Annotated in this window: 23 protein-coding genes; 15 read left to right on the top strand and 8 right to left on the bottom strand. The window is 36.5% G+C overall.

Annotated elements, in window-relative coordinates:
• Positions 1-60 precede the first annotated feature (60 nt).
• From KKI44_RS10735 to KKI44_RS10685, 11 genes are all read left to right on the top strand, one after another.
• The gene (locus KKI44_RS10735; protein ID WP_029295596.1) at positions 61-366 is read left to right on the top strand and encodes a DUF3467 domain-containing protein; all 306 of its coding nucleotides are present in this window, start codon (positions 61-63) and stop codon (positions 364-366) included.
• A 170-nt stretch (positions 367-536) separates the two neighbouring features.
• Positions 537-3368 (top strand): T9SS type A sorting domain-containing protein, encoded by a 2832-nt coding sequence (locus tag KKI44_RS10730; RefSeq protein ID WP_214590990.1) that lies wholly within the window; start codon positions 537-539, stop codon positions 3366-3368.
• A 3-nt stretch (positions 3369-3371) separates the two neighbouring features.
• Entirely contained in the window at positions 3372-3851 is a 480-nt protein-coding gene (locus KKI44_RS10725) for a hypothetical protein (RefSeq protein WP_214590989.1), read from the top strand.
• Positions 3852-3911: 60 nt separating this feature from the next.
• Positions 3912-4412, top strand: a complete 501-nt coding sequence (locus tag KKI44_RS10720) for a hypothetical protein (RefSeq protein ID WP_214590988.1) — start codon at positions 3912-3914, stop codon at positions 4410-4412.
• A 35-nt stretch (positions 4413-4447) separates the two neighbouring features.
• Positions 4448-6592: a TonB-dependent receptor gene (locus KKI44_RS10715; protein WP_214590987.1), complete on the top strand. Its 2145-nt coding sequence runs from the start codon at positions 4448-4450 to the stop codon at positions 6590-6592.
• A gap of 117 nt (positions 6593-6709) precedes the next feature.
• The gene (locus KKI44_RS10710; protein ID WP_214590986.1) at positions 6710-7360 is read left to right on the top strand and encodes a Crp/Fnr family transcriptional regulator; all 651 of its coding nucleotides are present in this window, start codon (positions 6710-6712) and stop codon (positions 7358-7360) included.
• Positions 7361-7481: 121 nt separating this feature from the next.
• Positions 7482-8327, top strand: coding sequence for a DUF5777 family beta-barrel protein (locus KKI44_RS10705; RefSeq protein WP_214590985.1), 846 nt, complete (start codon positions 7482-7484; stop codon positions 8325-8327).
• 3 nt (positions 8328-8330) lie between these two features.
• Positions 8331-8669: a c-type cytochrome gene (locus KKI44_RS10700; RefSeq protein WP_235131857.1), complete on the top strand. Its 339-nt coding sequence runs from the start codon at positions 8331-8333 to the stop codon at positions 8667-8669.
• Positions 8670-8677: 8 nt separating this feature from the next.
• Complete coding sequence (locus KKI44_RS10695) at positions 8678-9223, top strand: YceI family protein (protein ID WP_214590984.1); 546 nt, start codon at positions 8678-8680, stop codon at positions 9221-9223.
• Positions 9220-9747, top strand: a complete 528-nt coding sequence (locus KKI44_RS10690; protein ID WP_214590983.1) for an ankyrin repeat domain-containing protein — start codon at positions 9220-9222, stop codon at positions 9745-9747. The genes KKI44_RS10695 and KKI44_RS10690 overlap by 4 nt, the downstream gene beginning before the upstream one ends.
• A gap of 3 nt (positions 9748-9750) precedes the next feature.
• Positions 9751-10494 carry a T9SS type A sorting domain-containing protein gene (locus tag KKI44_RS10685; protein WP_214590982.1) on the top strand — a complete coding sequence of 248 codons (744 nt, stop codon included), beginning with the start codon at positions 9751-9753 and terminating at the stop codon, positions 10492-10494.
• Between the two features lie 28 nt (positions 10495-10522).
• Here the strand turns inward: KKI44_RS10685 and KKI44_RS10680 are convergent, their stop codons facing one another.
• Positions 10523-10702: a hypothetical protein gene (locus KKI44_RS10680; protein WP_214590981.1), complete on the bottom strand. Its 180-nt coding sequence runs from the start codon at positions 10700-10702 to the stop codon at positions 10523-10525.
• A gap of 132 nt (positions 10703-10834) precedes the next feature.
• Between KKI44_RS10680 and KKI44_RS10675 the strand changes: the two genes are divergently transcribed.
• Positions 10835-12118 carry an ectonucleotide pyrophosphatase/phosphodiesterase gene (locus KKI44_RS10675; protein WP_214590980.1) on the top strand — a complete coding sequence of 428 codons (1284 nt, stop codon included), beginning with the start codon at positions 10835-10837 and terminating at the stop codon, positions 12116-12118.
• A gap of 307 nt (positions 12119-12425) precedes the next feature.
• On the opposite strand, the gene KKI44_RS10670 is transcribed toward KKI44_RS10675, so the two are convergent.
• On the bottom strand, positions 12426-13310 hold the full coding sequence (locus tag KKI44_RS10670) for an NAD(P)H-binding protein (RefSeq protein WP_214590979.1): 885 nt from the start codon (positions 13308-13310) through the stop codon (positions 12426-12428).
• Between the two features lie 103 nt (positions 13311-13413).
• Between KKI44_RS10670 and KKI44_RS10665 the strand changes: the two genes are divergently transcribed.
• On the top strand, positions 13414-13797 hold the full coding sequence (locus KKI44_RS10665; RefSeq protein ID WP_116097654.1) for a winged helix-turn-helix transcriptional regulator: 384 nt from the start codon (positions 13414-13416) through the stop codon (positions 13795-13797).
• Between the two features lie 146 nt (positions 13798-13943).
• Here KKI44_RS10665 and KKI44_RS10660 read toward each other — a convergent pair whose 3' ends face one another.
• On the bottom strand, positions 13944-14999 hold the full coding sequence (locus tag KKI44_RS10660; protein ID WP_076390724.1) for an NAD(P)-dependent alcohol dehydrogenase: 1056 nt from the start codon (positions 14997-14999) through the stop codon (positions 13944-13946).
• Positions 15000-15196: 197 nt separating this feature from the next.
• Here KKI44_RS10660 and KKI44_RS10655 point away from each other — a divergent pair, with 197 nt between their 5' ends.
• Both KKI44_RS10655 and KKI44_RS10650 read left to right on the top strand, forming a co-directional pair.
• Positions 15197-16099, top strand: coding sequence for a helix-turn-helix domain-containing protein (locus tag KKI44_RS10655; protein ID WP_087707451.1), 903 nt, complete (start codon positions 15197-15199; stop codon positions 16097-16099).
• A 152-nt stretch (positions 16100-16251) separates the two neighbouring features.
• Positions 16252-17580, top strand: coding sequence for a carboxylesterase family protein (locus KKI44_RS10650; protein WP_214590978.1), 1329 nt, complete (start codon positions 16252-16254; stop codon positions 17578-17580).
• Between the two features lie 173 nt (positions 17581-17753).
• Here KKI44_RS10650 and KKI44_RS10645 read toward each other — a convergent pair whose 3' ends face one another.
• The 5 genes from KKI44_RS10645 to lpxK form a co-directional block, all read right to left on the bottom strand.
• Positions 17754-19226: an alpha-amylase gene (locus tag KKI44_RS10645; protein ID WP_214590977.1), complete on the bottom strand. Its 1473-nt coding sequence runs from the start codon at positions 19224-19226 to the stop codon at positions 17754-17756.
• A 47-nt stretch (positions 19227-19273) separates the two neighbouring features.
• Positions 19274-20368, bottom strand: coding sequence for a DNA polymerase IV (dinB, locus tag KKI44_RS10640; protein ID WP_214590976.1), 1095 nt, complete (start codon positions 20366-20368; stop codon positions 19274-19276).
• A 180-nt stretch (positions 20369-20548) separates the two neighbouring features.
• On the bottom strand, positions 20549-21064 hold the full coding sequence (locus KKI44_RS10635; protein ID WP_214590975.1) for a TlpA family protein disulfide reductase: 516 nt from the start codon (positions 21062-21064) through the stop codon (positions 20549-20551).
• Positions 21065-21454: 390 nt separating this feature from the next.
• A complete protein-coding gene (locus KKI44_RS10630; RefSeq protein ID WP_214590974.1) occupies positions 21455-22270 on the bottom strand; it encodes a purine-nucleoside phosphorylase in 816 nt (271 codons plus the stop codon).
• A complete protein-coding gene (gene lpxK, locus KKI44_RS10625; protein WP_076390731.1) occupies positions 22254-23279 on the bottom strand; it encodes a tetraacyldisaccharide 4'-kinase in 1026 nt (341 codons plus the stop codon). Before lpxK ends, KKI44_RS10630 begins: the two co-directional genes overlap by 17 nt.
• Positions 23280-23431 lie beyond the last annotated feature (152 nt).

The raw sequence follows: 23431 nt of genomic DNA, 5'->3' as shown, positions 1-23431 counted from the left end.
TGAATTTATTTTTATATTTTCACAACCTCAAAATTTCGAATAAAAAAATATTTTATAACAATGGACAACAATCAAAATCCACAAGACGGAAACATCAACATCGAATTAAACGAAATGGTAGCAGCTGGAATCTATGCTAATTTAGCTTTAGTAAACCACTCTCCATCTGAGTTTGTAGTAGATTTCATCCAGTTAATGCCGGGAGTACAGCAGGCGAAAGTAAGATCAAGAGTTATTCTTGCTCCGCTTCACGCAAAAAGAGTACTTTCTGCTCTTCAGCAAAATATTGCTAATTATGAGCAGCAATTTGGAGAAATTAAAGAAGTTGAACCTTTCGTATTAGGAGGAAACAACGTAAACGCTTAAGATTTACTCTAAAAAATAAAAGAATGCCTCAATTTTTAGTGAGGCATTTTTTTATAACCCTATTTAACATAATAATTGATTTTGCTTTTTTTATTGGATTATTTTACATAATTTATAAAGTTTTATAATATTATTTGTGTATATGATTTATATTTGTAAAAAATCTAAAAATGAAACGATATACTATTCTTGGTATTATGTTATGCATAACCGGAAATATATATGCACAAGATAAAACGCTTCAGGCAAATCAAAAGCATCTTCAGGAATTATACTCCAAATATCAGAAAAACTTAAAAAAGCAGCATAAATTATCGAAGTCTGCGGGAATTCCACCTAATCCTTATAACGAAGAAGATTTCAAGAGAACGATGGATCCTGTAACGGGTGAAAATAATTTTGGTTCTCTTGCAAAGCTGAGTGAAGAAATTGCTCAGGGGAAATATGCACCAACTGGTCCTATGTCTTTTATTAACAGTGGAGGATCTTCTACCAATAAAATCGTTAACGAACCATGGATTGAAAGAGGACCGTACAGTGTAGGCGGAAGAACGCGTGCTATTATGTATGATCCGAATGATCCTACAGGAAAGAGAGTTTTTGCGGGAGGTGTTTCAGGAGGACTTTGGGTAAATCAGGATCCTTCGGTAAGTACAAACGAATGGACTCCAATAAGCACATTCTGGGCGAATACTTCTATATCATCCATTGCTTATGATCCAAATAATCCACAGATAATATACGTGGGAACAGGAGAGTCCTGTACTGCGGATGCAATAGGTTCAGGAATATGGAAATCTACTAACGGGGGAAGTACATGGACACAGATTTTCACCATTACTCCAACCTATTCCGGTAACGTAAGAAGCGGAAATTTTTACATCAATGATATCAAAGTAAGAAACAATGGAGGAGTTTCGGAAGTTTATGCCGGAGTAAGCGGTAATTATAACGACGGAGCATTTCAGGGTTTAAGTCAGGCAGGATTGTATAAATCTACCGACGGAGGTGCTACCTTTACAAAAAATACAAGTTTACTGGCACTTAATACCACTACCAATACAACCAGTACAACGGGCTATTCTATTCAGCAGATAGAAATTGGAGCAGACAATTCAGTTTGGGTATCTACAAGATCTTCAAGGTATTCTAATATAGATTCAGGAGGAAGAATTTTAAAATCTGCGGATGGAAATACTTTCAGTGTAGTTTACAATGTCGGAAATTCCGGCGCGAGAGTTAATTTTACACTTTCCAGAACAGATGCCAACAAAGTTTACGCACTTATGCAGGGAGCGAACAGTACTTCTGAACCTGTTCGTATTGCTAGATCTACGGATGGAGGAACAACATGGCAGGCAACAAATGATGCCACTCCGGTTATCACGCTTCCGACAGCAACAGACACAGGAATTCCGGCAAACGATTTTACAAGAGGACAGTCTTTCTATGATCTTATTATTGCTACCGATCCTCTGGATGATAATACAGTTTATATAGGAGGAGTTGATCTGTACAAATCTACAAACGGAGCAGCAAACTGGACGCAGATTTCAAAATGGTCCAACAACAATAACATGGCTGCGTTACAGGTTTCGCAGGTACACGCAGATCAGCATGAAATAGTTTTTAACCCTTTTAATAACTATTCTACCAATCAGATGATGTTTGGAAATGATGGGGGAATTTATTTTGCGGCAAATAAAAACACTATTGCAACCACATCAGGTTTTGCTGCAAGAAACACAAGATACAACGTTACCCAGTTTTATACTGCTATGCTGAATCCTATTAAAACACCTTCTAATGAAGAACTTTTAGCAGGAGCTCAGGATAATGGTTCCTGGTGGTTATATGGTGCTCCACAGGCGAATAATTTCTTAACAAGTCAGGCAGCAACATCAGGAGATGGAATGTATACCGAATATGACGATCAGGATAATTATGAAATTGCAAGTTATGTGTACAATAATCACTATCTGTTAACGAGCAGTACTTATTATCTTATCTCTAGTGCCAACAGAAATGCTTATGGTCATTTCGTGAACGAAATTGCTTTGGACAGAATTAATAATGTGTTCTATTCTTACCGTTCAGGGCTAACTATATTCAGAACAGGCGGATTGTCTGCAACATCAACTACATTTACTAATGATATAGTGACTGTGGGAACAGCACAGACAAACGAGCAAATTTCATGGATGAAGGTTTCTCCTTATACAACAGCTTCTACAACACTATTTGTAGGAACTAATTTAGGAAGAATTATCAAGGTTACAAATGCAAATACGACATCGTATGCGTCTACTGTACTTACAACACCCGCTGCAGGAACTATTTCTGATATCGAATTCGGGAAAAATGAAAATGAGATTATGGTAACATTATCCAACTATAATCTTACAAGTGTATTCTTTTCTACAGACGGAGGAACAACTTGGCAAAACAAAGAAGGAAATCTTCCTGACATGCCGGTAAGAACAATTCTTGGAAATCCGGATGATGCTAATGAAGTAATCCTGGGAACAGAAATGGGAGTATGGGGAACTACCAATTTCCTTTCTGCATCGCCAACCTGGTCTTCTATCAGTGGAAATATCGGAAATGTAAGAGTTACAAATTTAGATTACAGACCTACAACCAGAACCGTTTTGGTTTCTACCTATGGAAGAGGAGCATGGACTACTCAGAATACAACCGTTACTTTAGCCACTGGCGATGTAAAAAGTAAAAACAACGAAACAAGAATATACCCTAACCCTTCAAAAGGGATTTCACACATAAGATTTGATTCTGCTAAATACAATACAGTAGATATCAGTATCTTTGATGCTTCAGGAAGACTGGTTTACAGCAAAAAGAATGTGAAATCTGATGAAGAATTCGGTCAGAGATTAACTCCGGGGAATTACATACTGAAAGCAGAATCCAAAGGAACAGTTGTATACAGCGGAAACTATCTGGTTTTAGGGAAAGTAAATGATGACGGAGATGACGATTAAAAAATGAACAATCAGCTATTGATAATTATATTTTGGATACTGGCGTTTTCCTGTAAAGCGCCGGTTTCCTCATTTTATCAGGGTAATGTAACTTTAGTTTCTGCGGAAAAAACAGAATGGTCGGGCGGAAGACCTGGTGTAAGAGGAATTTTATACACTGTAGCTTTAAAATTAAAAAACAGTAAAGATCGTATTACTGTAAAATCTTTCAAAGCTGAAGGCAATGTGTTGAAGTTTGCACAGTCTGTTTCAGGAAATACAATAACTGTAAAAGGTAACTTTCAAAAACCGGACGAGATCAATAATCTGGAATATTCACCTTCCGGATCTGCAGCTGTAAAATCTGAAAAAACGATTTCTTCAGACCCAAAAGAAAACTGGATAGAATACACCGTAAAAGATTCTGATAAAAGTTACAAAATCAATATCCCAAAATTCACTTTGGTAGAACCAGAGGGAGAACTCATCCCCCGAAGACAATAAATTTTTTTGCACAAAAAACTGTTTTTCATATTTCTGTTTATTCCTTTAATGATCGTATTGATGAATATGATCTATCCTTTTGTTTCCTACATTAAAACCAAAATTTATGAAACAACACAATATCATATTTTAAATCATAAATTGGATGCAGCAGAAACCATTTATTTTTCTGAGAAAGAAATTGTAAATGCTGAATGGAAGGAAGAAAAAGAATTTACATTAAACGGATTTTCTTACGATATCATTAAAGTTGATCTTAAAAACGGTGAAAAATACTATCACTGCTATTTTGATAAAAAAGATATTGTTATTCATTCAATTCTAAAATTTTCAGAATTTTTTGCGGCAAAAAAAATAGGGGCATGGCGGCATTTTAATTCGCCTTTTCAGCATAAGAAAATCATAAAGACATCCAGCTTTTTTACTTTTTTCGAAGCAGAAAAACTTCATTTTTTTACCTTTTATTTCAGACCGAAATCAGATTATCTTAAAAGATTAAAAAATACATATTATCTGTCAGTTATTATTCCGCCTCCGGAAAAAAGTTTTATCTCATCATAAACTTTTAAACGACAAATAATTAATTTTTAAAATCAATGAAAAAATATATATGCATTGCAGCTTTATTAGGCTGCACAATTGCAAGTGCCCAACAATCATCAGAAATCGAAGAAGTTGCAATCCAGGGAAGAAAAAAAATAAAACAGGAACGGGCAGAGTTCAAAAGACATGCACAGTCCGTGGAAACCCTTTCGGAAGAAGAACTTAGCAGAAATAATCCGGCAGCAATAGACCAGACTTTATCTACAATGCCCGGAGTTCAGGTCGATAAAAGAACGAATTTCGGAGGACAGAGACTGGTTGTCCGCGGATACGGAAACGATCAGAAGTTTAATAACTGGGGAGTAAAAGCCTACTGGAACAATATGCCTTTAACCAATGCCGAAGGAATTACCATTCTGGATGACATCGATTTTGCTTATGTAAACAATGTTGAGGTGATCAAAGGACCTGCGGCAACCATGTATGGCGGCGGAGTAGGAGGAGCGGTTCGCTTTTATACCCGTCCGGATTTTACCAAAGGTATTACTGTTTCAGAAAACGCTTTAGTTGGTGCTTTTAAAACATTTCAGTCCCGCACTCAGCTCAATGTTGCGGATGAAAACTATTCTGTGAACGCTGCATACGGTCACCTTGAAACCGATGGTTACAGACCTAACGGAAGCGGTCTGAAAAACTTTTTTAACGTAAACGGAACAGTTAAACTCGGAAAAAATGATCAGTTAAGCTTCTTTGGAAGTCAGGCTTACTCTTACGAACATACTTCAGGACAGATTTCTTATGATGATTATTATGCAGGAATCGACAATGGAAATCCGGCTTACATCAGAAAAAATTCAGGAACAAAAATAAAATCCACACGAGTAGGATTAAGCAATTCTGTAAATATTCTTCCGAATCTTAGAAATTACACCACGCTTTTTTATTATAATGGAAATACGGAGAGTGTTTCTGCAGGGGCTTTCGGTGTAACCAGTTCTCCCAATGTAGGATTACGTTCCACATTTACCCTGAAAAATGAATTCAAAGATTTCGAAAACAGATTGGATTTCGGAACGGAGATTCAGAATTCAATGTCTACGACTTCAAGTTACCGTTTTACAGGATCAATTACAAATCCATTAGAAACTACAGGCATTTCAGGAGCTTCTTATTTTAAATACAACAACAATCAGGCAACCTATTTTGCAATAGATTATCTAACGTACAAACCTTGGGGATTGACATTTCTTGCGGGATTAAGTGCGAACAGAACCAATTACGACAGAAAAGACTTGTTTGCAGTTCCGGGTTTAATTACGGGGAAGAAAGACCAGTCATTTACCAAGCAGTACGAAACAGCTTACACTCCGCACTTTGCACTACAGAAAGAGTGGAAAAATCAGATTTTTAATCTAAGCTACAGTGAAGGATACAACGCTCCGACAGCTACGGCTTCTTTTATTAATTTTACGAATACCGCAAATAACGATTTGCAGCCTGAACGTGCTAAAATGCTAGATTTCAGTGTACACGGATTATTATTGGATACCAAGCTTGATTATCAGGTTTCTGTGTTCAGAATTGATTATTCTAATAAATTGACACAATTAGTAATCCCAAATTCGGGAAACCAAACATATTGGTCAAATACAGGAAGCCAGAAAAATAATGGTCTGGAAGTGAGCATAGGATATCAGTATAAAAACGATAATTCTTTCATCAACAGAATCGTTCCTTTTGTTAATATGTCTTATTATGATGCTAAATATAAAGATTTTAAAACAAGATTGCTGGGAGCGGATCAAACTTATGACCACAAAACTGTAGTTGGCGTTCCAAGAAATAAATACGCAATTGGTCTGGATTTATATACAAAACCCGGTTTTTATCTCGTAAACACATACAATTATTTAGGAAATGTCTACACAGATTTTGCCAATACCAATCTGGTAAAAGGATTTGGATTGCTTAATTCCAAACTGGGGTATAAAAAATCTTTCGGAAGATTCGATCTTGATGCTTATGTGATGGGAAATAATCTCACCAATCAGATTAATTATACATTTCTGTTCTTAGGAAACAGCATTAATGATTCAGATACAGGAAGTGGTTATCCGAAAGGAGTAGCAACGGATCTTAATCCGGGACCAAGCAAATCCTATTTCTTTTATGGTTTGAACCTTAAATACAGGCTGTAAATTAAAGAAAGCTGTTTCACAAAAGTGGAGCAGCTTTTTTTTATAATATTCTTCAATAATTCTCTGCATTAATATGCTGATATTTTTTAAATTTGTTTTTTAGTTAGGGATATAAAGATGATCAATAATCCGTTTATTATTAACAAGTTTGGCTTTTTAGGGAATGACTTTTTAAAAGAGCTGGATAAGCATGCTGTTGTTACTGAAATTAAAGCCAAAACCGAAATTGTAAGAGAAGGGCAGAAAAATAAATTTGTTCCCTTTCTTATTAAAGGATCTATACGAGTGTTCAGCCTGAATGACGGGCGTGAACTGATTTATTATTATATTCGTGCCAACGACAGCTGTCTGATGACATTTTCTTCAATTTTTACAGACTACACAAGCCGGATCTATGCCGTTACGGAAGAAGATTCTGAAGTCTTATTATTTCCTGTATCCGTTGTTCACAGATGGCTGATTAAGTTCCCTGAAATCAACAGGCTTTTCTACTCAGAATACGATAAAAGATTTATCGATTTAATGAATATGGTTAATGATGCAGTCTTTCACAGGCTAGACAAGAGAGTTTTAAATTATATAAAACAGCAGATTTCAGTTACCGGAAATAATCCGATAAAACTTACCCATAGAGAAATTGCAAACAGTTTGGGTACCTCGAGAGAGGTGGTAAGCCGTGTTTTGAAAAAAATTGAGAATGAGGGAGAGATCATCCAGACAAAAGAAGGCATAAAAATATCTGTAAATGAAAATGTTAGTCAGGGCTAATACATTACATTTAATTAATTTAACATTTTGATTGATAAAAACAATTCAGTCGGTGACTTTTATCACACAATTGTAACTCGATAAGTCGATAAGTTTGTTATACTAATTTAAATATACTTGTATGACAAAAGCTCTCTTATTTTTGTCAATGTTCGCATCAGTTTTTTCCTTTGCACAGGAAGATCTGCTGAAAGATATTGATACCATTCAGACAAAAAACACCGATGTTTCCCAACCCGCTTTTAAAGCATTACAAATTGTTACAGGGCAATCTACCAAACTTCCTGCAAAGAACGAGTGGTATATTGTTGTAGCGCACCGTTTTGGTGATGTAAGCAAAGGCTTTAAAGAATTCTTCGGGCTGGATGATGCTTCTACAAAACTGGGTGCAATTTATGGTGTTACAGATAAAATTTCATTAAGTCTTTCCAGAGAAACCAACCTGAAAACTTTCGAAGGCGGAGTAAAGTACAAGCTAGTACAGCAGAATGAAAATTTTCCTGTAGACATTGTAGGGTATAATGTTTTGGCAGTAAATACAGATCTCAGCAAAGATAATTATCCGCATCTTCAGTTCGGAGACAGGCTTTCTTATCTTACACAGGCATTAATTTCCAGAAGATTCAGCGATAAATTTTCCCTTCAATTGTCGCCATCGTATGTTCATAAAAATCTATATGAGCCTACCATTGAAGACAAAAACCAGTTTCTTGCAGGTTTGGGAGGACGTTACAAAATCTCTAAAAGAGTTTCTATTAATGCAGAGTATTTTGTGAATTTCGACAATCACAGTTTTTATAAAAATCCACTTTCTTTAGGGATGGATATAGAAACCGGGGGACACGTGTTCCAGCTATTATTCACCAACTCCCAGCTTAATTCGGATATCGGTTATTTAACCAATGCTGCAGGAAAATGGGAAAAAGGGCAGATTTTCTTTGGGTTTAATCTTTATAGAGTATTTTAAAGTATGAAAAAGTTTATGTACATCATTTCATCAGCAGTTGTATTAACCGCTTGTGAAAGCAGAACGTATGAGGAAATCTCGGATAATACTCCGATTACCGGAGTTGTAACCTATAATAAAGATGTAAAACCCATTATTGATGCCAATTGTGTAAGCTGCCATTCTCCGGGACCTGAAGATCTTAGAACGTATTCTCAGGTGAAAGGCGATATAGATGGAATTATCGACAGGATAAGCCGCGCGAACGGCGATCCTTTAAAGATGCCTCAAGGCGGAAGCTTATCACCTGCACAGATTAATATCATTACAAAATGGAAAGCCGACGGGCTTCTTGAAAATTAAAGATCAATATGAAAAAGCTAATTTTAATTATATCAGCATTATTTTTTACTAATCTTGCGTTTGCACAGAAATATATGTCTAAAACCGGAAAAGTTTCTTTTGAAGCCTCGGTTCCTTTATTTGAAGATGTTTTTGCGCAGGACGACAATAATGTGGCAGTTATCAATGCCGATACCGGAGAGTTTGCGTCGGTTTCAGTGGTTAAAAATTACCATTTCAAAACAAAATTAATGGAAGAGCATTTCAATGAAAGCTATGCTGAAACTGCTAAATATCCAAAAGCAACCTTCACCGGAAAAATACTGAATTTTGATAAGTCTAAATTATCGGCATCTCCTCAGAAATATACAGTTCAGGGGAAATTGAATTTTCATGGAGTAGATAAAGCGTATAATTCCACTGCTGCTATTTATTCCAAAGACGGAAAAATTTATATGTCAGGCGGATTTATAGTAAAAACGGCAGATCATAAAGTAACCATCCCTAAAATGGTGTCTAAAAAAATTGCTGAAAGTGTAAATGTTCAATACAATTATGTTCTTACAAAACAATGAGAAAATTAATTTTATTGATGGGAATTTTCCTGAGCTTTACTTTTGTAACAGCTCAGGATAAGACTAAATCTATATTTGATCTTGCGAGAAGCGGTACAGTCGCTGAAGTTAAGGATATGATGAAGCAGAACCCTGATATTATTAATCAGACCAATGAAAGCGGTTTTTCTCCTTTAATTCTGGCTTGCTACAGAGGAAATGTTGAGGTTGCCAAATTTCTGATAGACAATGTGAAAGACGTGAACTATAAAAGTCAGGAAGGAACTGCATTATCAGGGCTTTCTGTGAAATATAACAAAGATCTCGTAACCTATCTCCTCAATAAGAAAGCAGATCCTAATATTGCAGATGCTACAGGATCTACCCCTTTATTTTGGGCGGTGAAATTTGGTAATAAAGAACTGATAGAATTGTTACTCAGATATAAAGCAGATAAAACCTTAAAAGATGCACAGGGAATGACTCCTTTTGAGTATGCTTTACAGACAAACAATAAAGAAATAATCAACCTACTTAAAAATTAAAAGATGAAAAAAATTCTACTTATTATTTCAATGGCCATTGCTAATCTGGCTTGGTCACAATTTACGACAAGTACAGTAAGTTTGGGATCTACAGGAATGACTGTGAAAATAGATACCGATGCTACAACAGCTACAATTACGTTAACAGGTTCCAGTACTACATGGTTAGCTATAGGTTTTGGAGGAACGTCTATGAGCGCGATTACAGATTATTTTATCTGGAATTCTACCACAAGCAGAGACTATACAGGTTTAAGCTGTCAGTGTCAGCCAACTGCTGACGCTTCTCAAAGCTGGACGGTAACATCCGATACTACTTCGGGAACTGTAAGAACTGTTGTTGCAACACGACCGTTAACATCATCAGGAGATTATACTTTTTTGAATAATACATCCTCAATTCCTATTATTTATGCCAAAGGTTCTTCAACTACTTTAAGCCAGCACTCATCTACCAACAGAGGTTCCACAACTCTAACGAGAACGGCTCTTCTGGCAACCAACGAAGCAGCAGCTCAAAGCAAAAAAGTAGTTCTTTACCCAAATCCTGCAAAAGAAACCGTTAATTTTAAAAACGCAGATAAAATAAAAAATATCGATGTTTTTGAATCTACAGGAAGAAAGGTAAAAACCATAAAAGCAGATGCGAAGGAAATAAATATTTCTGATCTAAAATCCGGAAATTATTATCTGGAAATTACTTTGAAAGATGGAACAACTTCTTTTGAAAAGTTAATCAAAGAATAAAACAGAGACCACTGAAAAGTGGTCTTTTTTATGAAAAATATAAAATGATAATTGTGGCAGAAACGATTAATATAATTCCTGCTAAAGTATTTTTTAATCCCTCAGATTTAGGATGGGAACGGTATTTCTCGTTCATTCTTTCAGAATCGCAGTGGTAAATAAATATCCAGCGAATAAAATTTCCTAAAAGATCCAGTAAAAATTCCAATATTTGATATTTTATCCAAATATAAAATATTCTTTATTTACACTCATTCTAAAAAATGCTTTTAATCTTTTTTTAACCGAAGAATCTTTTCTTTCAGGATTCTAGACCCTAATTTTGCAGAAAATATAAATCATGAAGAAAAGCCTTCAATTCTTACTGTTATTTTTTTCACTGACAGTTTTTGCCCAAAAAGATAATGTTGATACAGAAAAAGTTGTAGTTCCTGATCGTTACAATACGGCTGAAGCTCAGACAAAACCTTATGTCATCATGATTTCTACAGATGGGTTTCGGTATGATTATGCTAAAAAATACAACGCAGAAAATCTGTTGAAATATTCCAATGAAGGAGTTCAGGCAAAAGCGATGATTCCCAGTTATCCAAGCATTACATTTCCCAATCACTGGACATTGATTACCGGATTGTATCCTTCTCATCACGGACTCATCGATAATTATTTCTACGATTATCAAAAGAAGGAAAGTTACGCCATGAGCGATAAAAAAAATGCTGAAGACGGAAACTGGTACGGCGGAACGCCGCTTTGGGGACTCTCTGAAAAACAGGGAATGCTTTCCGCTTCGTTAATGTGGGTAGGTTCTGCAAGCAATGCAGGAGGAAACAGACCCACTTATTATTACCATTACCACGAAAAATTCTCACCATCGGAAAAAGTGGACAAAGTAATCGAATGGCTAAAGCTGCCAATGGAAAAAAGACCACATTTCATTTCATTGTATTTTCCTGAAGTTGATGCGAGCGGGCATCATTTCGGTCCGGATTCCAGAGAAACCGAAGATGCGGTTCATCTGGTGGATGGAGCTATTGGCGAACTGGTTCAGAAAGTTCATGATTTAGGCTTACAAAATGTAAACTTCGTCTTTGTTTCGGATCACGGAATGATAAAAGTGGATGGAGGAAGTCCGTTAGAAATTCCCGCAATGCTTTTTAATAAAGAAAGATTTGATTTTTACAATTCACAGACTTTATTGAGGGTATACGTTAAAAATTCTGATGAGGTTAAAAGGGTTTATAAAGAATTAAAAGCCAATAAGACAGAAGATTACGAAGTTTATCTGGATAAAAAGCTTCCCAAATATCTTCATTTCTCAGCAAAAGATGACCGATATAAAAGAATCGGACAGATTTTATTAATTCCGAATGCTCCTAAAATTTTCTTGGAAAAAGGAAAAAAATCATCGGTTGGAAAGCACGGCTATAATCCGCAGATAGTTCCTGAAATGAAAGCCACATTCTTTGCTTGGGGACCGGAATTCAGAAATAATATGGTAATCGATGAATTTCAGAACATCAACGTTTATCCTTTGGTTGCAGAAATTTTAGGCTTGAAAATCGATCAGCCGATTGATGGAAAACTGAAGGTTTTAAAAGGAATTTTGAAAGAAAAGGAATAAATCAAGGTTGAGGTAAAGATTAAATTTAAATAATCCATTGATAAAAGTTTCGGCGAGCCAAAGGCTCGCCGAAACTGATTTGAATGTAATGATTAAATGACATATGAAAATGGAGCGTTAAGAAAATTTAAATTTAGTCCGTTAAGAAATTCCCATTGTTTGAAGTGAGAAGCAAAAATTAAATCAAAATACAAATCTTTAATTCGCGCAAGTTTTAGGAATTTTAGGATTAAATTTTAATTTTTAGCGGAAGTTTCCGAGTCTTGAGTTTTTGTTTCAAGACAAAAGAAAAAGTTATAAAACAACATTAAGCATTAAATTTATCCGCAAACTCTTTCGCAAACTCCTCCAATTTAATTTCTCCCTCCACTACAGAACCATGTTCAATAAAATCCTTCTGAACAATTCCGGTACGGATTCCTCTTCCCATTTCTGTATACAATTCTGCCATTTCCTGCGGAACTCCTGCCTGAAGCATCCCGTGTAAAGAATCTTCATCTTTAAATTCTACCCACGGAAGTTCCGGTTTTCCGATGGCATTTCCGAAAATATTTGCAAAATCCTGAGCTTTGCGAACATCGCTTACAATATATTTTACATGTTTGCCTTCAGAATTTTTTAACAGTTCTTCAGCAGCAGCTTTTGCAATATCTCTGGGATGAACCAATGGAACTTCCGTGTGATCCGGATAATTCGCGCCAAGAATTCCTGCGTTTTTAATCAGCGGAATATCATTAAAGAAGTTGATGTAGAAATATCCTGCTCTTAAAAAAGTAACGGATGTATTTTCCAGTTCATTATAGAATTTCTCAATAGCATGAAGACCTTTTATTGGTCCGTTTTCCACAGGAGATTCTGCTCCGATGCTGCTCAGCATTACGATTCTTTTAACTCCGGTTTGTTGAACGGCTTCAGCATAATTCTTTCCGGCGTTCGTCGTATTTTCAACAAGATTTTCAAACCCCATATTGGGTGGAGTCATCAGAAAGGCGGCATCATTTCCTTTAAAAGTTTCAACCAAAAAGTTCAGGTCTGTAATAGAACCGATAGCAGCTTTGGCTCCCAGATTTTCAATTTCACTTTTTTTAGATTCGCTGCTGCTGATAACGGTAATATCATGTCCTTCTGCAATTAATTCTTCTGCAAGAGGTTTCGCTACATTTCCCAATGAACCGGTGATGATGATTTTCATAATTTTTATTTTTTTTGTTGATAATTATTTTTTTATTTCCTGATACAAAGGTATATTTGTACTTACTTTTATACAAGTACTTACCCTAAAGTATGTATTCATTATGACAGCCATAAAAGAAACATCAACCATTCAGCAGAATAAAAAATACGCACTCGATTCCTGTCCCGTAACGTATGTCATGGAAAAAATCGGCGGATTCTGGAAACCGATTATTTTATATCATCTTTCCAATGGAGACAAAAGGTACAGCGAACTTAAACGCGCCATTCCTGCGGTAACCGAAAAGATGCTGATTCAGCATTTAAAGCAACTGGAAAATGACGGACTGATCATCAGAACCGCAAAACCGGTTGTTCCGCCACACGTAACCTACGAATTGAGTGAGGCAGGAAAAGGTTTAATTCCGGTTATCAGTTCCATGGCAGAATGGGCATTTAAACACATGGAAGGAAAATATGACCATTTAAGAAAGGTAGCATTGTAAAAATTTAACCATCAGAAAAATTTAACCATCAGAAAGCTTAATTTCCATAAACCATAAACCATAAACCATAAACCATAAACCATAAACCACCAACCGTCAACAAAAAAGCCCTCCGAAGAGAGCCTTAGTTAGCAATATACAAAGAATTACAAAGATTGCATATCAATCACGAAACGGTATTTCACGTCGCTTTTCAGCATTCTGTCATACGCTTCATTAATATCCTGCATTTTGATTAATTCAATATCCGATACAATATTATGTTTTCCGCAGAAATCCAAAAGTTCCTGAGTTTCGGCAATTCCTCCGATTAAAGATCCGGCAACAGAACGGCGCTGGAAAATAAGCGGTCTTGTACTTGGAGCCTCATTCTCGAATTCCCCTACAAATCCTACCATAACCAGAGTTCCGTTTAAAGCAACAGTCTGCATGTAAGGATTAATGTCGTGTTCATAAGGAACAGTATCAATAATCACATCAAATTTTCCTTTTACAGCATCCATCTGATCCTGTTCTGTGGAAATCACCACATGATCTGCTCCCAGTTTTTTAGCATCTTCCGTTTTTCCCGGAGTTCGTGAGAATAATGTTACTTCAGCGCCCAAACCTTTTGCCAGTTTAATCGCCATGTGTCCCAAACCTCCCAAACCTACAACAGCAACTTTAGAATCAGGACCTACATTCCAGTGTCTTAACGGAGACCATGTTGTAATTCCTGCACAAAGAAGAGGAGCAACAGCCGCTAAATCTAAGTTTTCAGGAACGCTTAATACGAAATGTTCATCTACAACTACTTTCTGAGAATATCCGCCGAAAGTATGACCTCCCAAATGTTTGTCCGGCCCGTTGTAAGTTCCTGTGAAACCATTCTGGCAATATTGCTCAAGATCGTGTTTGCAGCTTTCGCACTCGCCGCAAGAATCTACCATACAGCCGACTGCCGCAAGATCTCCGACCTTAAATTTAGAAACTTCATTTCCTACATTTGTAATTCTCCCTACAATTTCATGTCCCGGAACTACAGGATACATTGATCCGCCCCAGTCGTTTCTTGCGGTGTGAAGATCGGAGTGGCAAACGCCGCAGTATAGAATTTCAATTTCTACGTCTTTTGCTGTTACTTCTCTTCTTGCAATATTTAATTCCTGTAAATCGGCAGTCTTGGATTCTGCTCCGTAAGCTTTTACTGTGAATGTACTCATTTTGTTTAGTATTAATTATTTTGATTAGTTTATTCTTTGATTCAGAATAGGGAATTCGTTATTTTCCTAGCTGCAAAATTCGAACCTTTTAGAACAAATCATCTTATATAAATTACGGAAAGATGTACCAATTTTACAGACGAAATAAAATGTCTCTTTAAAAGTGGTAATTTTGAATGGCAATTAAAATTTACTTCATGAAAAATCAGGAGGTTGAAATCTACAATACGGTTTCAGAATACAATAAAATGCTGAATCACGAGACGTTACATCCTTTGGTAAGTGTAATCGATTTTTCCAAATCCGATCCCATTTGTCAGCATTTGAGACAGTTCGGTTTTTACACGGTCTTTTTAAAAGATGTGATGTGTGGCGATATGCAGTACGGAAAACACAGCTACGATTATCAGGAAGGAACACTGGTTTTTATTGCTCCCGGACAGACGTACGGAATTTCTAATGCAGGTACCTACATTCAGCCAGCCGGTTTTGCTCTTATTTTTCATCCTGATTTATTAAAAGGAACCAACCTTGGAAAAAATATCAAAGACTATAATTTTTTCTCCTATGAAGTTCATGAAGCACTGCATCTTTCAGAAAAAGAAAGAGAAATTATTCTTGAATGTTTTAAAAATATCAAGCACGAACTGGAACAGACAATTGATAAACACAGTAAATCTTTAATTGTAAATAATATCGAGCTTTTCCTGAATTACTGTATGCGGTTTTACGACCGACAGTTTATCACCAGAGATCATATCAATCAGGGAGTCATCGGAAAATTTGAAACTCTTCTGAACGATTATCTCACCTCCGAAAAGCCTAAAAATATAGGCTTTCCTATGGTAAATTACTTTGCAGAACAGCTTAATCTTTCAGCGAATTATTTTGGAGATTTAATTAAAAAAGAACTGGGTGTTTCCGCTCAGGAATTCATCCACAATAAACTGATTGATGTGGCAAAAGACCAGATTTTCGATTCCGCCAAATCCATCAGTGAAATTTCGTACAATCTGGGATTCAAATATCCGCAGCATTTTACAAGGCTTTTTAAAAGCAAAGTAGGCGTTTCCCCAAGTGAATATAAATCTTTAAACTGATTGGTTGAAGTAAAAACCAGAACAATATTTCATTGCTTACTTAAGTGATTTTAAGAATTTATTTGTGAAAAATTGTCTAAAACAGGGACATTGATGTTTCATTAAATTAAGAAAATTACTACATTTAAAAAGCAGAAAAATTTTGTTTCATCATGACGCTACAGCAAAATACAGGAATTCATACTTTTCATACTTCTATCGGTAAAATACCTGCTATAAAAACAAACGGGGTGATCAAAGCGAAAAGCATCCGTTACGCGAGATCAGAAAGATATAAAAAGCCCGTTCCTGTAGAAGATATTCAGACTCACGAAATTCCGGATAAAACACCGGTCTGTCCTCAACACATCAGTCCACTGCTGGAAAGATTGATCCAGAAAACGAATGTGGAGCATTTCGAACCCGATGAATCTCCTCAGTTTTTAACAATTACCCGTCCGGAAAATTTTGAGGCAAATGAAAAACTTCCGGTGGTAGTGTGGATTCACGGAGGTTCCTATGAAATTGGCTGTGGAGATCTGCCCACTTCCGATCCTTCGGTTTGGGTAAAAGAGCAGAATCTTATCGTTGTTTCCATTACATATCGTCTCGGACTTTTCGGATTTTTGGGAGGAAACGAAGAAAGACCTGCCAATTTAGGCTTGTTTGATATCATGGAATCTCTGAAATGGATTCAGAAAAATATTCATAGTTTTGGCGGAAATCCGGAAAATATTACCCTTTTCGGGCAGTCTTCCGGAGGCGATGCGATTGCACATCTGATGATTTCCGAAGGAATTGATGGATTGTTTAAAAGAGCCATTATCCAAAGCGCACCGCTTGGTTTCAGGATGAAAAGAAGTAAAATGTCTTTAGAATTTTTCAGGAAGACCGATTTTCTGAAAGATGAAAAAGATCCCCTGAAAATGGTGGATGAATACGTGAAATTTTTACCCTCATTCAGAAAATATGGTTTAAAAACGGCGATGCCTTTCTGTACGCAATATGGTTTTGCCCCTTTGTGCACGGAAGAAGAAAGTCTGCCGAAATGGAAAGAGAATGCAAAAAAATATGATGTATTGATCGGTTCCAGTCATGACGAAACTGCTTTTTATGTAAAAACGGCTCAGGAAGGACTTTATACTTATCTCCACGAAAAAATTCTCAACAAAATCGTTCGTAAAACAACGGAATCCATTTATGAAAAACCAGCAGAGATTTTTGCTGAAAATTATGCTTCAGGCGGCGGAAATATTTACCGGTTTAAAATTAAGTCCGTTCTGAAAAATAATTATATCGGAGCTTCCCACTGTGTAGATCTTCCTTTGATTTTCGAAAATCAGGAAGCATGGAAATCGGCAGAACTTTTAAAAGATGTTCCGTGGAAACACATTCAGGAAAACGGAAAAAAACTTCGCGCATTGTGGGCGGAATTTGCAAGAACAGGAAAAATTTCCGATCACTCTGAGCGACCGGAAATTCTTGAACTCCGAAAAGTTTAGTTTTATTTTTTAAACACGAATACCACGAATTTTCTACATTTTTTAAACACAAATGTCACAAATATTTTCACGAATATTCACAAAGTAATTTTAGATAGATTCATTTAAAATTGTGCTATTTGCAAAAGTATTCGTGTCATTTGTGAAAGCCATTTGTGATATTCGTGTTCAAATTATTCAGCAAGCCAGACACTCACATTTCCTGCCGGAACCGGGAAATTTCCCCAACCGTTTTCATCGATGGTAATTTTATCTTCAAATCTTCCCAATGCATCATAAAACGTTTGTCCGATATATCTTTCGCCCATTTCCATTGGTTTTTCGTACGCGTCTTTATTGCTTAAAACAACTGCACATCCGGAATGTTCCTCATCGCCTTCACGAACCCAGCCCAGACAATTGGCATCCTCAAAATAATCTCTCTGTTCGCCGTAAGCATTGTTTTTTCTTGCTTTCAGAAGTTCTTCAATACCGTCCACTTTATTTAAAAATATTTCCTGATCATTGCCTTCCTTATCTTTATCCACATAATGCGCTCCGTAGAGATCCGGATAAAACACACACGGATAACCGTCTTTTCTCAGCAGAATCAGTGCATACGCCAAAGGTTTGAACCATTCTTCAACTGGAGCTTCAAGATCCTGTAAAGGCTGCGTGTCATGATTATCCACAAGACTTACCGAGTGAAGCGGATCTGCCTGAGTAAGGCTTTCGTCAAAAATTCTCCGCAAATCGTAAGAATTTCCTTCGTTGGAAGCGGTATGGAAACTATTCTGTAGAGAACTGTCGAACAGACTCATGCATCCTTCGGTAACTTCTATGTATTTCTGCAAGAGATTCAGATATCCGGGAGCCCAGTATTCGCCGACCGCAAAAATATTTTTTCCGGTATTGGAACGAAGCAAAGTAAGCCATTCTTTATAAAAATCAAATGAAATATGCTTTAAGGCATCCAGTCGAACTCCGTCGAAATCGGTTTCATCAAAGTACCATTTTGCCCAGTTGTTCAGTTCCTCGCGCACGAAAGGATTTCTGTGCTCTACATCATTGTACATCAGATAATCGTAATTTCCTTTCTCATCGTCGATCATTTCTTCCCAGTCGGTTCCGTATTCATTTTTAATTTTAAAAATCTGCGAATCCATTCCTTCTGCATAATCTACACCGCTAAAGCAGGTGAAGTTCCATTCAAATTCAGAATATTTTTTATTTCTTCCGGGAAAGGTGAATTTAGTATAAGACTGTATTTCTATTTCATCCGAGATTATTTTTTCTCTGTTTTCTTCGTCTACTTTTAATGCTTTAAAGGTTTCCAGTTCATCGCCGCCGCCTTTATGTCCAAGTACAATATCTACAATTACTTTAATATTGTTTTCTTTAAGCGCTTTTATCGCTTTAATATAATCTTCTTTCGTGCCGTATTTGGTGGGAATCGTTCCTTTCTGATCAAATTCTCCGAGATCATAGAGATCGTAAGCGTCGTAGCCAATAGAGTGACCTCCTGTTGCGCCTTTGTAAGCGGGCGGAAACCAGACGGATGTAATGCCGAGTCCGGCTAAATATTTTGCGTTTTGTTCTGCTTCTTTCCACAGTTTGCTGTCTCCTTCTGTATACCAGTGGAAATACTGAATCATCGTTTCATTCATAAATTGTAAAATTTGGTTACTACAATTTAGTGAAAAAATCCGGATTATCAGTCTTCGAATTCTTTAAACGGAATTTTTAGTTGAACGGAAACCTGTTTTTTTTCTTCGGTATTGAGGTGGGAGAGAGATAATCCCAACAGTCTCACCGGTTTATCGAAAGGTCTCAGTTCCCAAAGTTTTTTTCCGGTATTGAAATATTGTTCGGCAGAGGAAAAATATTCTTCTTTGGTAATGCTTCTTGTATACAGTGAGAAATCTTTGTATTTAATTTTTAAAGTTAAAGACCTTCCGAGAATATTATTTTTCTGTAAGCGTGTGTGAAGCTCTTCACTCAGGCTTTCCAGTTTTTCATTGACCTGCTGTTCATCAAAAAGATCTTCAAAAAAAGTTCTTTCTACTGCCACACTTTTCTGGATGCGGTGCGGTTTTACTTCCGAATGATGAATTCCGCGAACCACGTTGTAATAATAAGCTCCGGATTTTCCGAACAGTCTTGTTAAATCTTCAATGGATCTTTTCTTTAAATCTTTCCCTTTGTAAATGCCTAAGCTGAACATTTTATTAGCCGTTACTTTTCCGACTCCGTAAAATTTTTCTACCGGAAGTTCTTCCAGAAAACCTTCGATTTTGTCGGGATGAATGGTTTTTTGTCCGTTAGGTTTGTTGATATCTGAAGCAACTTTGGCTAAAAATTTATTCACAGAAATTCCGGCGGAAGCAGTAAGTCCGGTTTCGGCAAAAATTTTCTGACGGATCTCTTTGGCGATCTGATTGGCAGATTCCATTCCTTTTTTATTTTCTGTAACATCGAGATAGGCTTCATCCAAAGAAAGCGGTTCCACCAGATCGGTATATTCATAAAAGATTTCACGGATCTTTTTAGAAATTTCTTTATAACGCGCAAAACGCGGAGGTACAAAAATAAGGTGCGGACATTTTTCTTTTGCTGTTTTGCTGGGCATTGCAGAACGGACTCCGAATTTTCTGGCTTCGTAACTTGCCGCCGAAACCACACCACGATGTCCGCCTCCGACTGCAATTGCTTTTCCTTTCAATGCAGGATTGTCATGCTGCTCCACAGAAGCATAGAATGCGTCCATATCGACGTGAATTATTTTGCGCATGGGAAAAGAAGAATCCATACCGCAAAGATATGGATTCCTGTATTTTTAATTATTTTCTTTTGTCCTGAATTTATTTAATCGCAAGGATAGACAAAGATTTATAGAAATGAAATATTTTTAAGATAAAACAAAGCCGTTTCACTTATTTTCGAAATACAATTGAATAAATTTTGTTTTACTTTGTGGTAAAAATAAGAATTACTTCAAAAGTTGATCAATGGTAGCCTGAATTTCAGGATCTTCCGGAGTAATGGCGTAATATTTTGCAATGGCAGATTTCTGATCGATCACCATATATCTCGGAATCCAGTTCAGATCAACATAATTATTGAAATCGTTTTTCCAGCCGGAAGAAAACCAGTAGTTTTCTTTGTCTTTCATTTCAAATTTTTCCAGACTTCTGTCAAAGCCTTCTTTGGAACGGTCTAACGATAGAAATACAAAATCTATGTTTTTATTTTTTTCTTCCAGTTCTCTGGCTTTCGGAAGCGCATTTAAACAGTCTCTGCACCATCCTGCCCAAAAATCAATAACCAGAACTTTACCTTTATGCTGATCCAGAATCTGCTGAATGGTAACCGTTTTTCCGTCTTCATCTTCCAGTTTCTGTGCCAAAGCTTCTTTGGAGAAACCCTTTTTCAGAACTTTCGGTGTCTGCTGAGAACAGCCTAATCCGAAAATTCCCATCATTAATAGTAACAACAGTTTTTTCATGTTCAAAAAAATTATGTATGCAAATCTAGACAATGCTGCCCAATCTGTACTGATTTTTTGATGACTTTATAAGAATTGATTGGATTGAAGATTTCTATTGAATTTACAATTAAAAAATTCACAAATTTTATCGTTCTGAAAACATCGACAAATATTAAGTCTGTTTAAACTTTTATTTAACCGCAAAAGTCACAAAAGATCTACTAAATTTTTTATTTAAAGTTGATTATTATCAATGAAAAAGAACACAATAGTTTTTAAAAATCTTTGATTTTTATTCTTTTGAGCGCTTTGATTATTCTGAAAATTCGCTTTAATATTATCTTTTGTCCCTTTTGCGGTTAATTCTGAAATTAGTTTATCACAAGTTTATTGTTAATAATCTTAGGTTTATGAATAATTTTTCACCAAACCTTTTACCACTGCAATTACATTCGGCATGGCTGTATTGGCAGCGTTCAGAACTTCTTCGTGAGAAACGGAGTGGGCAATATCGGGACCGCCTAAATCGGTCACGACAGAAATACCGAAAACATCCATTCCCATATGTTTAGCAACGATTACTTCCGGAACGGTACTCATTCCTACAAGATCTCCGCCAATGGCTTTAATCATTCCGTATTCTGCGGGAGTTTCGAAAGTGGGTCCCTGTAAAGCTACATACACACTTTGGTGGACAGCAATATTCTGTTCAGAAGCAGTATTTTGTGCAACGGAGATCATTTTTCTGCTGTACGGTTCGCTCATATCCACAAATCGGGGACCGAAGGAATCGATGTTTCTGCCACGAAGAGGATGTTCAGGCATCATATTGATGTGATCCCGAATGATTGCAATATCGCCGATCTTATAGTCTGGATTAATTCCGCCTGAAGCATTGGAAAGAATGAGATTTTTAATTCCCAACAGATAAAAAACACGGATCGGAAAGACCACCGTTTCTATGGAATGCCCTTCGTAGTAATGAAAACGACCGCTCATCATCAGAACTTTTTTTCCTTCCAGAATTCCGTAGATCAGTTTTCCGCCGTGTCCTGCAACAGTAGTCTGCGGAAAGTTGGGGATTTCAGTGTATTCTAAAGTATGAATGGCTTCCACTTCATCCTGCAGCTTGCCTAAGCCGGAGCCTAAAACAATGGCAAAATCGGGAGTTTCTTTAATGATGTTTTTAACGAAATCTGCGGTCTGCTTAATTTTTTCTAACATAATCTAAGATGATTTGATTGAATTCTTCCTTTTTATCAATAATTACATTGATCGGCCAGTAGTACACAATATCTCTAAGATAGTCAAAACTTTTCAGACGCACATAGTCTTTTTCAGTGGTTAAGATCAATTTATATTCTCCTAATTTTTTATATTCCGCTATAATATTTTTAATATCGGCTTCCGTGAAATTATGATGATCTCTGAATTTTAAATGTTTCACTCTCTGCGAAAATTTCGCAAGATGGGTAAGGAGAGGTTTCGGATTGGCAATTCCTGTAATTAAAAGAATGTCGTAATAATTCAGGTTGTTGTCGGGAAGCATTTTTTCTCTTCCGTATACATTTTCGTCGTATCCGATAGATGAAAAGAATACTTTTTGGGTACGGTCCGGTCTTATTCTGGAAATGTAATACTGTTTGGTTTCCTCGGTAAGTTCATCGGGACATTTGCTCACCATGATGATATCTGCTCTTTTGGATCCTGCTCTGGATTCTCTTAAATCTCCCGCCGGTAGAAGATGATCTTTAAAATAAGGATCATTAAAATCGGTCATCATAATATTGAATCCTGCTTTTATCGCTCTGTGCTGCATTGCATCGTCCAGAACCAGAACGTCAAGATCCATATCGCTGATTACTTTTTTGGCTCCGGGAACTCTTTCTTCGGAAACGGCGATTACAAAACGGTTTTTAAAACGTTCAAACAACTGCATGGCTTCATCGCCTACTGTTTTGTAATTGCTTTCATAATTCGTAACAGCATATCCTTTCGTAAGTCTTCCGTATCCTCTGGAAAGCACACCGGTTCTGTAATGTTTGGACAGGAAATGTGCAAGATACATCACCATCGGCGATTTTCCGCTTCCGCCCACAGAAAGGTTTCCGACACAGATTATCGGCGTTTTGAATTTCACAGATTTAAAGATTCCCAGATCATACATTGTGTTTCGGATACCCGTTACCATGTGATAACCGAGGGAAAAAGGATAGAGGTACCATCTTTTCATACGTTTGCAAAAATAGGAAATTTCACATGGATTTGGATGATTATGGTAGCTACTTTTCGATATTTATTTTAAAAAATCTGTTATTGATTATCATCAAATTAAAGTATTTTTGTAGAGTTATAATCTGCTGTGCATTTTAACTTGTCTTTCTA

It is taken from the genome of Chryseobacterium sp. ZHDP1 (assembly GCF_018603435.1).
GTDB lineage: Bacteria > Bacteroidota > Bacteroidia > Flavobacteriales > Weeksellaceae > Chryseobacterium > Chryseobacterium indicum.
Note: the sequence above shows the minus strand (reverse complement) of the source record. Positions and strands in the feature narration are given on the sequence as shown.

Bases quoted from the DNA above. Each gene is read 5' to 3' on its own strand.
- KKI44_RS10735 (WP_029295596.1), top strand. From the start codon at position 61: ATGGACAACAATCAAAATCCACAAGACGGAAACATCAACATCGAATTA.
- KKI44_RS10730 (WP_214590990.1), top strand. From the start codon at position 537: ATGAAACGATATACTATTCTTGGTATTATGTTATGCATAACCGGAAAT.
- KKI44_RS10725 (WP_214590989.1), top strand. From the start codon at position 3,372: ATGAACAATCAGCTATTGATAATTATATTTTGGATACTGGCGTTTTCC.
- KKI44_RS10720 (WP_214590988.1), top strand. From the start codon at position 3,912: ATGAATATGATCTATCCTTTTGTTTCCTACATTAAAACCAAAATTTAT.
- KKI44_RS10715 (WP_214590987.1), top strand. From the start codon at position 4,448: ATGAAAAAATATATATGCATTGCAGCTTTATTAGGCTGCACAATTGCA.
- KKI44_RS10710 (WP_214590986.1), top strand. From the start codon at position 6,710: ATGATCAATAATCCGTTTATTATTAACAAGTTTGGCTTTTTAGGGAAT.
- KKI44_RS10705 (WP_214590985.1), top strand. From the start codon at position 7,482: ATGACAAAAGCTCTCTTATTTTTGTCAATGTTCGCATCAGTTTTTTCC.
- KKI44_RS10700 (WP_235131857.1), top strand. From the start codon at position 8,331: ATGAAAAAGTTTATGTACATCATTTCATCAGCAGTTGTATTAACCGCT.
- KKI44_RS10695 (WP_214590984.1), top strand. From the start codon at position 8,678: ATGAAAAAGCTAATTTTAATTATATCAGCATTATTTTTTACTAATCTT.
- KKI44_RS10690 (WP_214590983.1), top strand. From the start codon at position 9,220: ATGAGAAAATTAATTTTATTGATGGGAATTTTCCTGAGCTTTACTTTT.
- KKI44_RS10685 (WP_214590982.1), top strand. From the start codon at position 9,751: ATGAAAAAAATTCTACTTATTATTTCAATGGCCATTGCTAATCTGGCT.
- KKI44_RS10675 (WP_214590980.1), top strand. From the start codon at position 10,835: ATGAAGAAAAGCCTTCAATTCTTACTGTTATTTTTTTCACTGACAGTT.
- KKI44_RS10670 (WP_214590979.1), bottom strand. From the start codon at position 13,310: ATGAAAATCATCATCACCGGTTCATTGGGAAATGTAGCGAAACCTCTT.
- KKI44_RS10665 (WP_116097654.1), top strand. From the start codon at position 13,414: ATGACAGCCATAAAAGAAACATCAACCATTCAGCAGAATAAAAAATAC.
- KKI44_RS10660 (WP_076390724.1), bottom strand. From the start codon at position 14,999: ATGAGTACATTCACAGTAAAAGCTTACGGAGCAGAATCCAAGACTGCC.
- KKI44_RS10655 (WP_087707451.1), top strand. From the start codon at position 15,197: ATGAAAAATCAGGAGGTTGAAATCTACAATACGGTTTCAGAATACAAT.
- KKI44_RS10650 (WP_214590978.1), top strand. From the start codon at position 16,252: ATGACGCTACAGCAAAATACAGGAATTCATACTTTTCATACTTCTATC.
- KKI44_RS10645 (WP_214590977.1), bottom strand. From the start codon at position 19,226: ATGAATGAAACGATGATTCAGTATTTCCACTGGTATACAGAAGGAGAC.
- dinB (WP_214590976.1), bottom strand. From the start codon at position 20,368: ATGGATTCTTCTTTTCCCATGCGCAAAATAATTCACGTCGATATGGAC.
- KKI44_RS10635 (WP_214590975.1), bottom strand. From the start codon at position 21,064: ATGAAAAAACTGTTGTTACTATTAATGATGGGAATTTTCGGATTAGGC.
- KKI44_RS10630 (WP_214590974.1), bottom strand. From the start codon at position 22,270: ATGTTAGAAAAAATTAAGCAGACCGCAGATTTCGTTAAAAACATCATT.
- lpxK (WP_076390731.1), bottom strand. From the start codon at position 23,279: ATGAAAAGATGGTACCTCTATCCTTTTTCCCTCGGTTATCACATGGTA.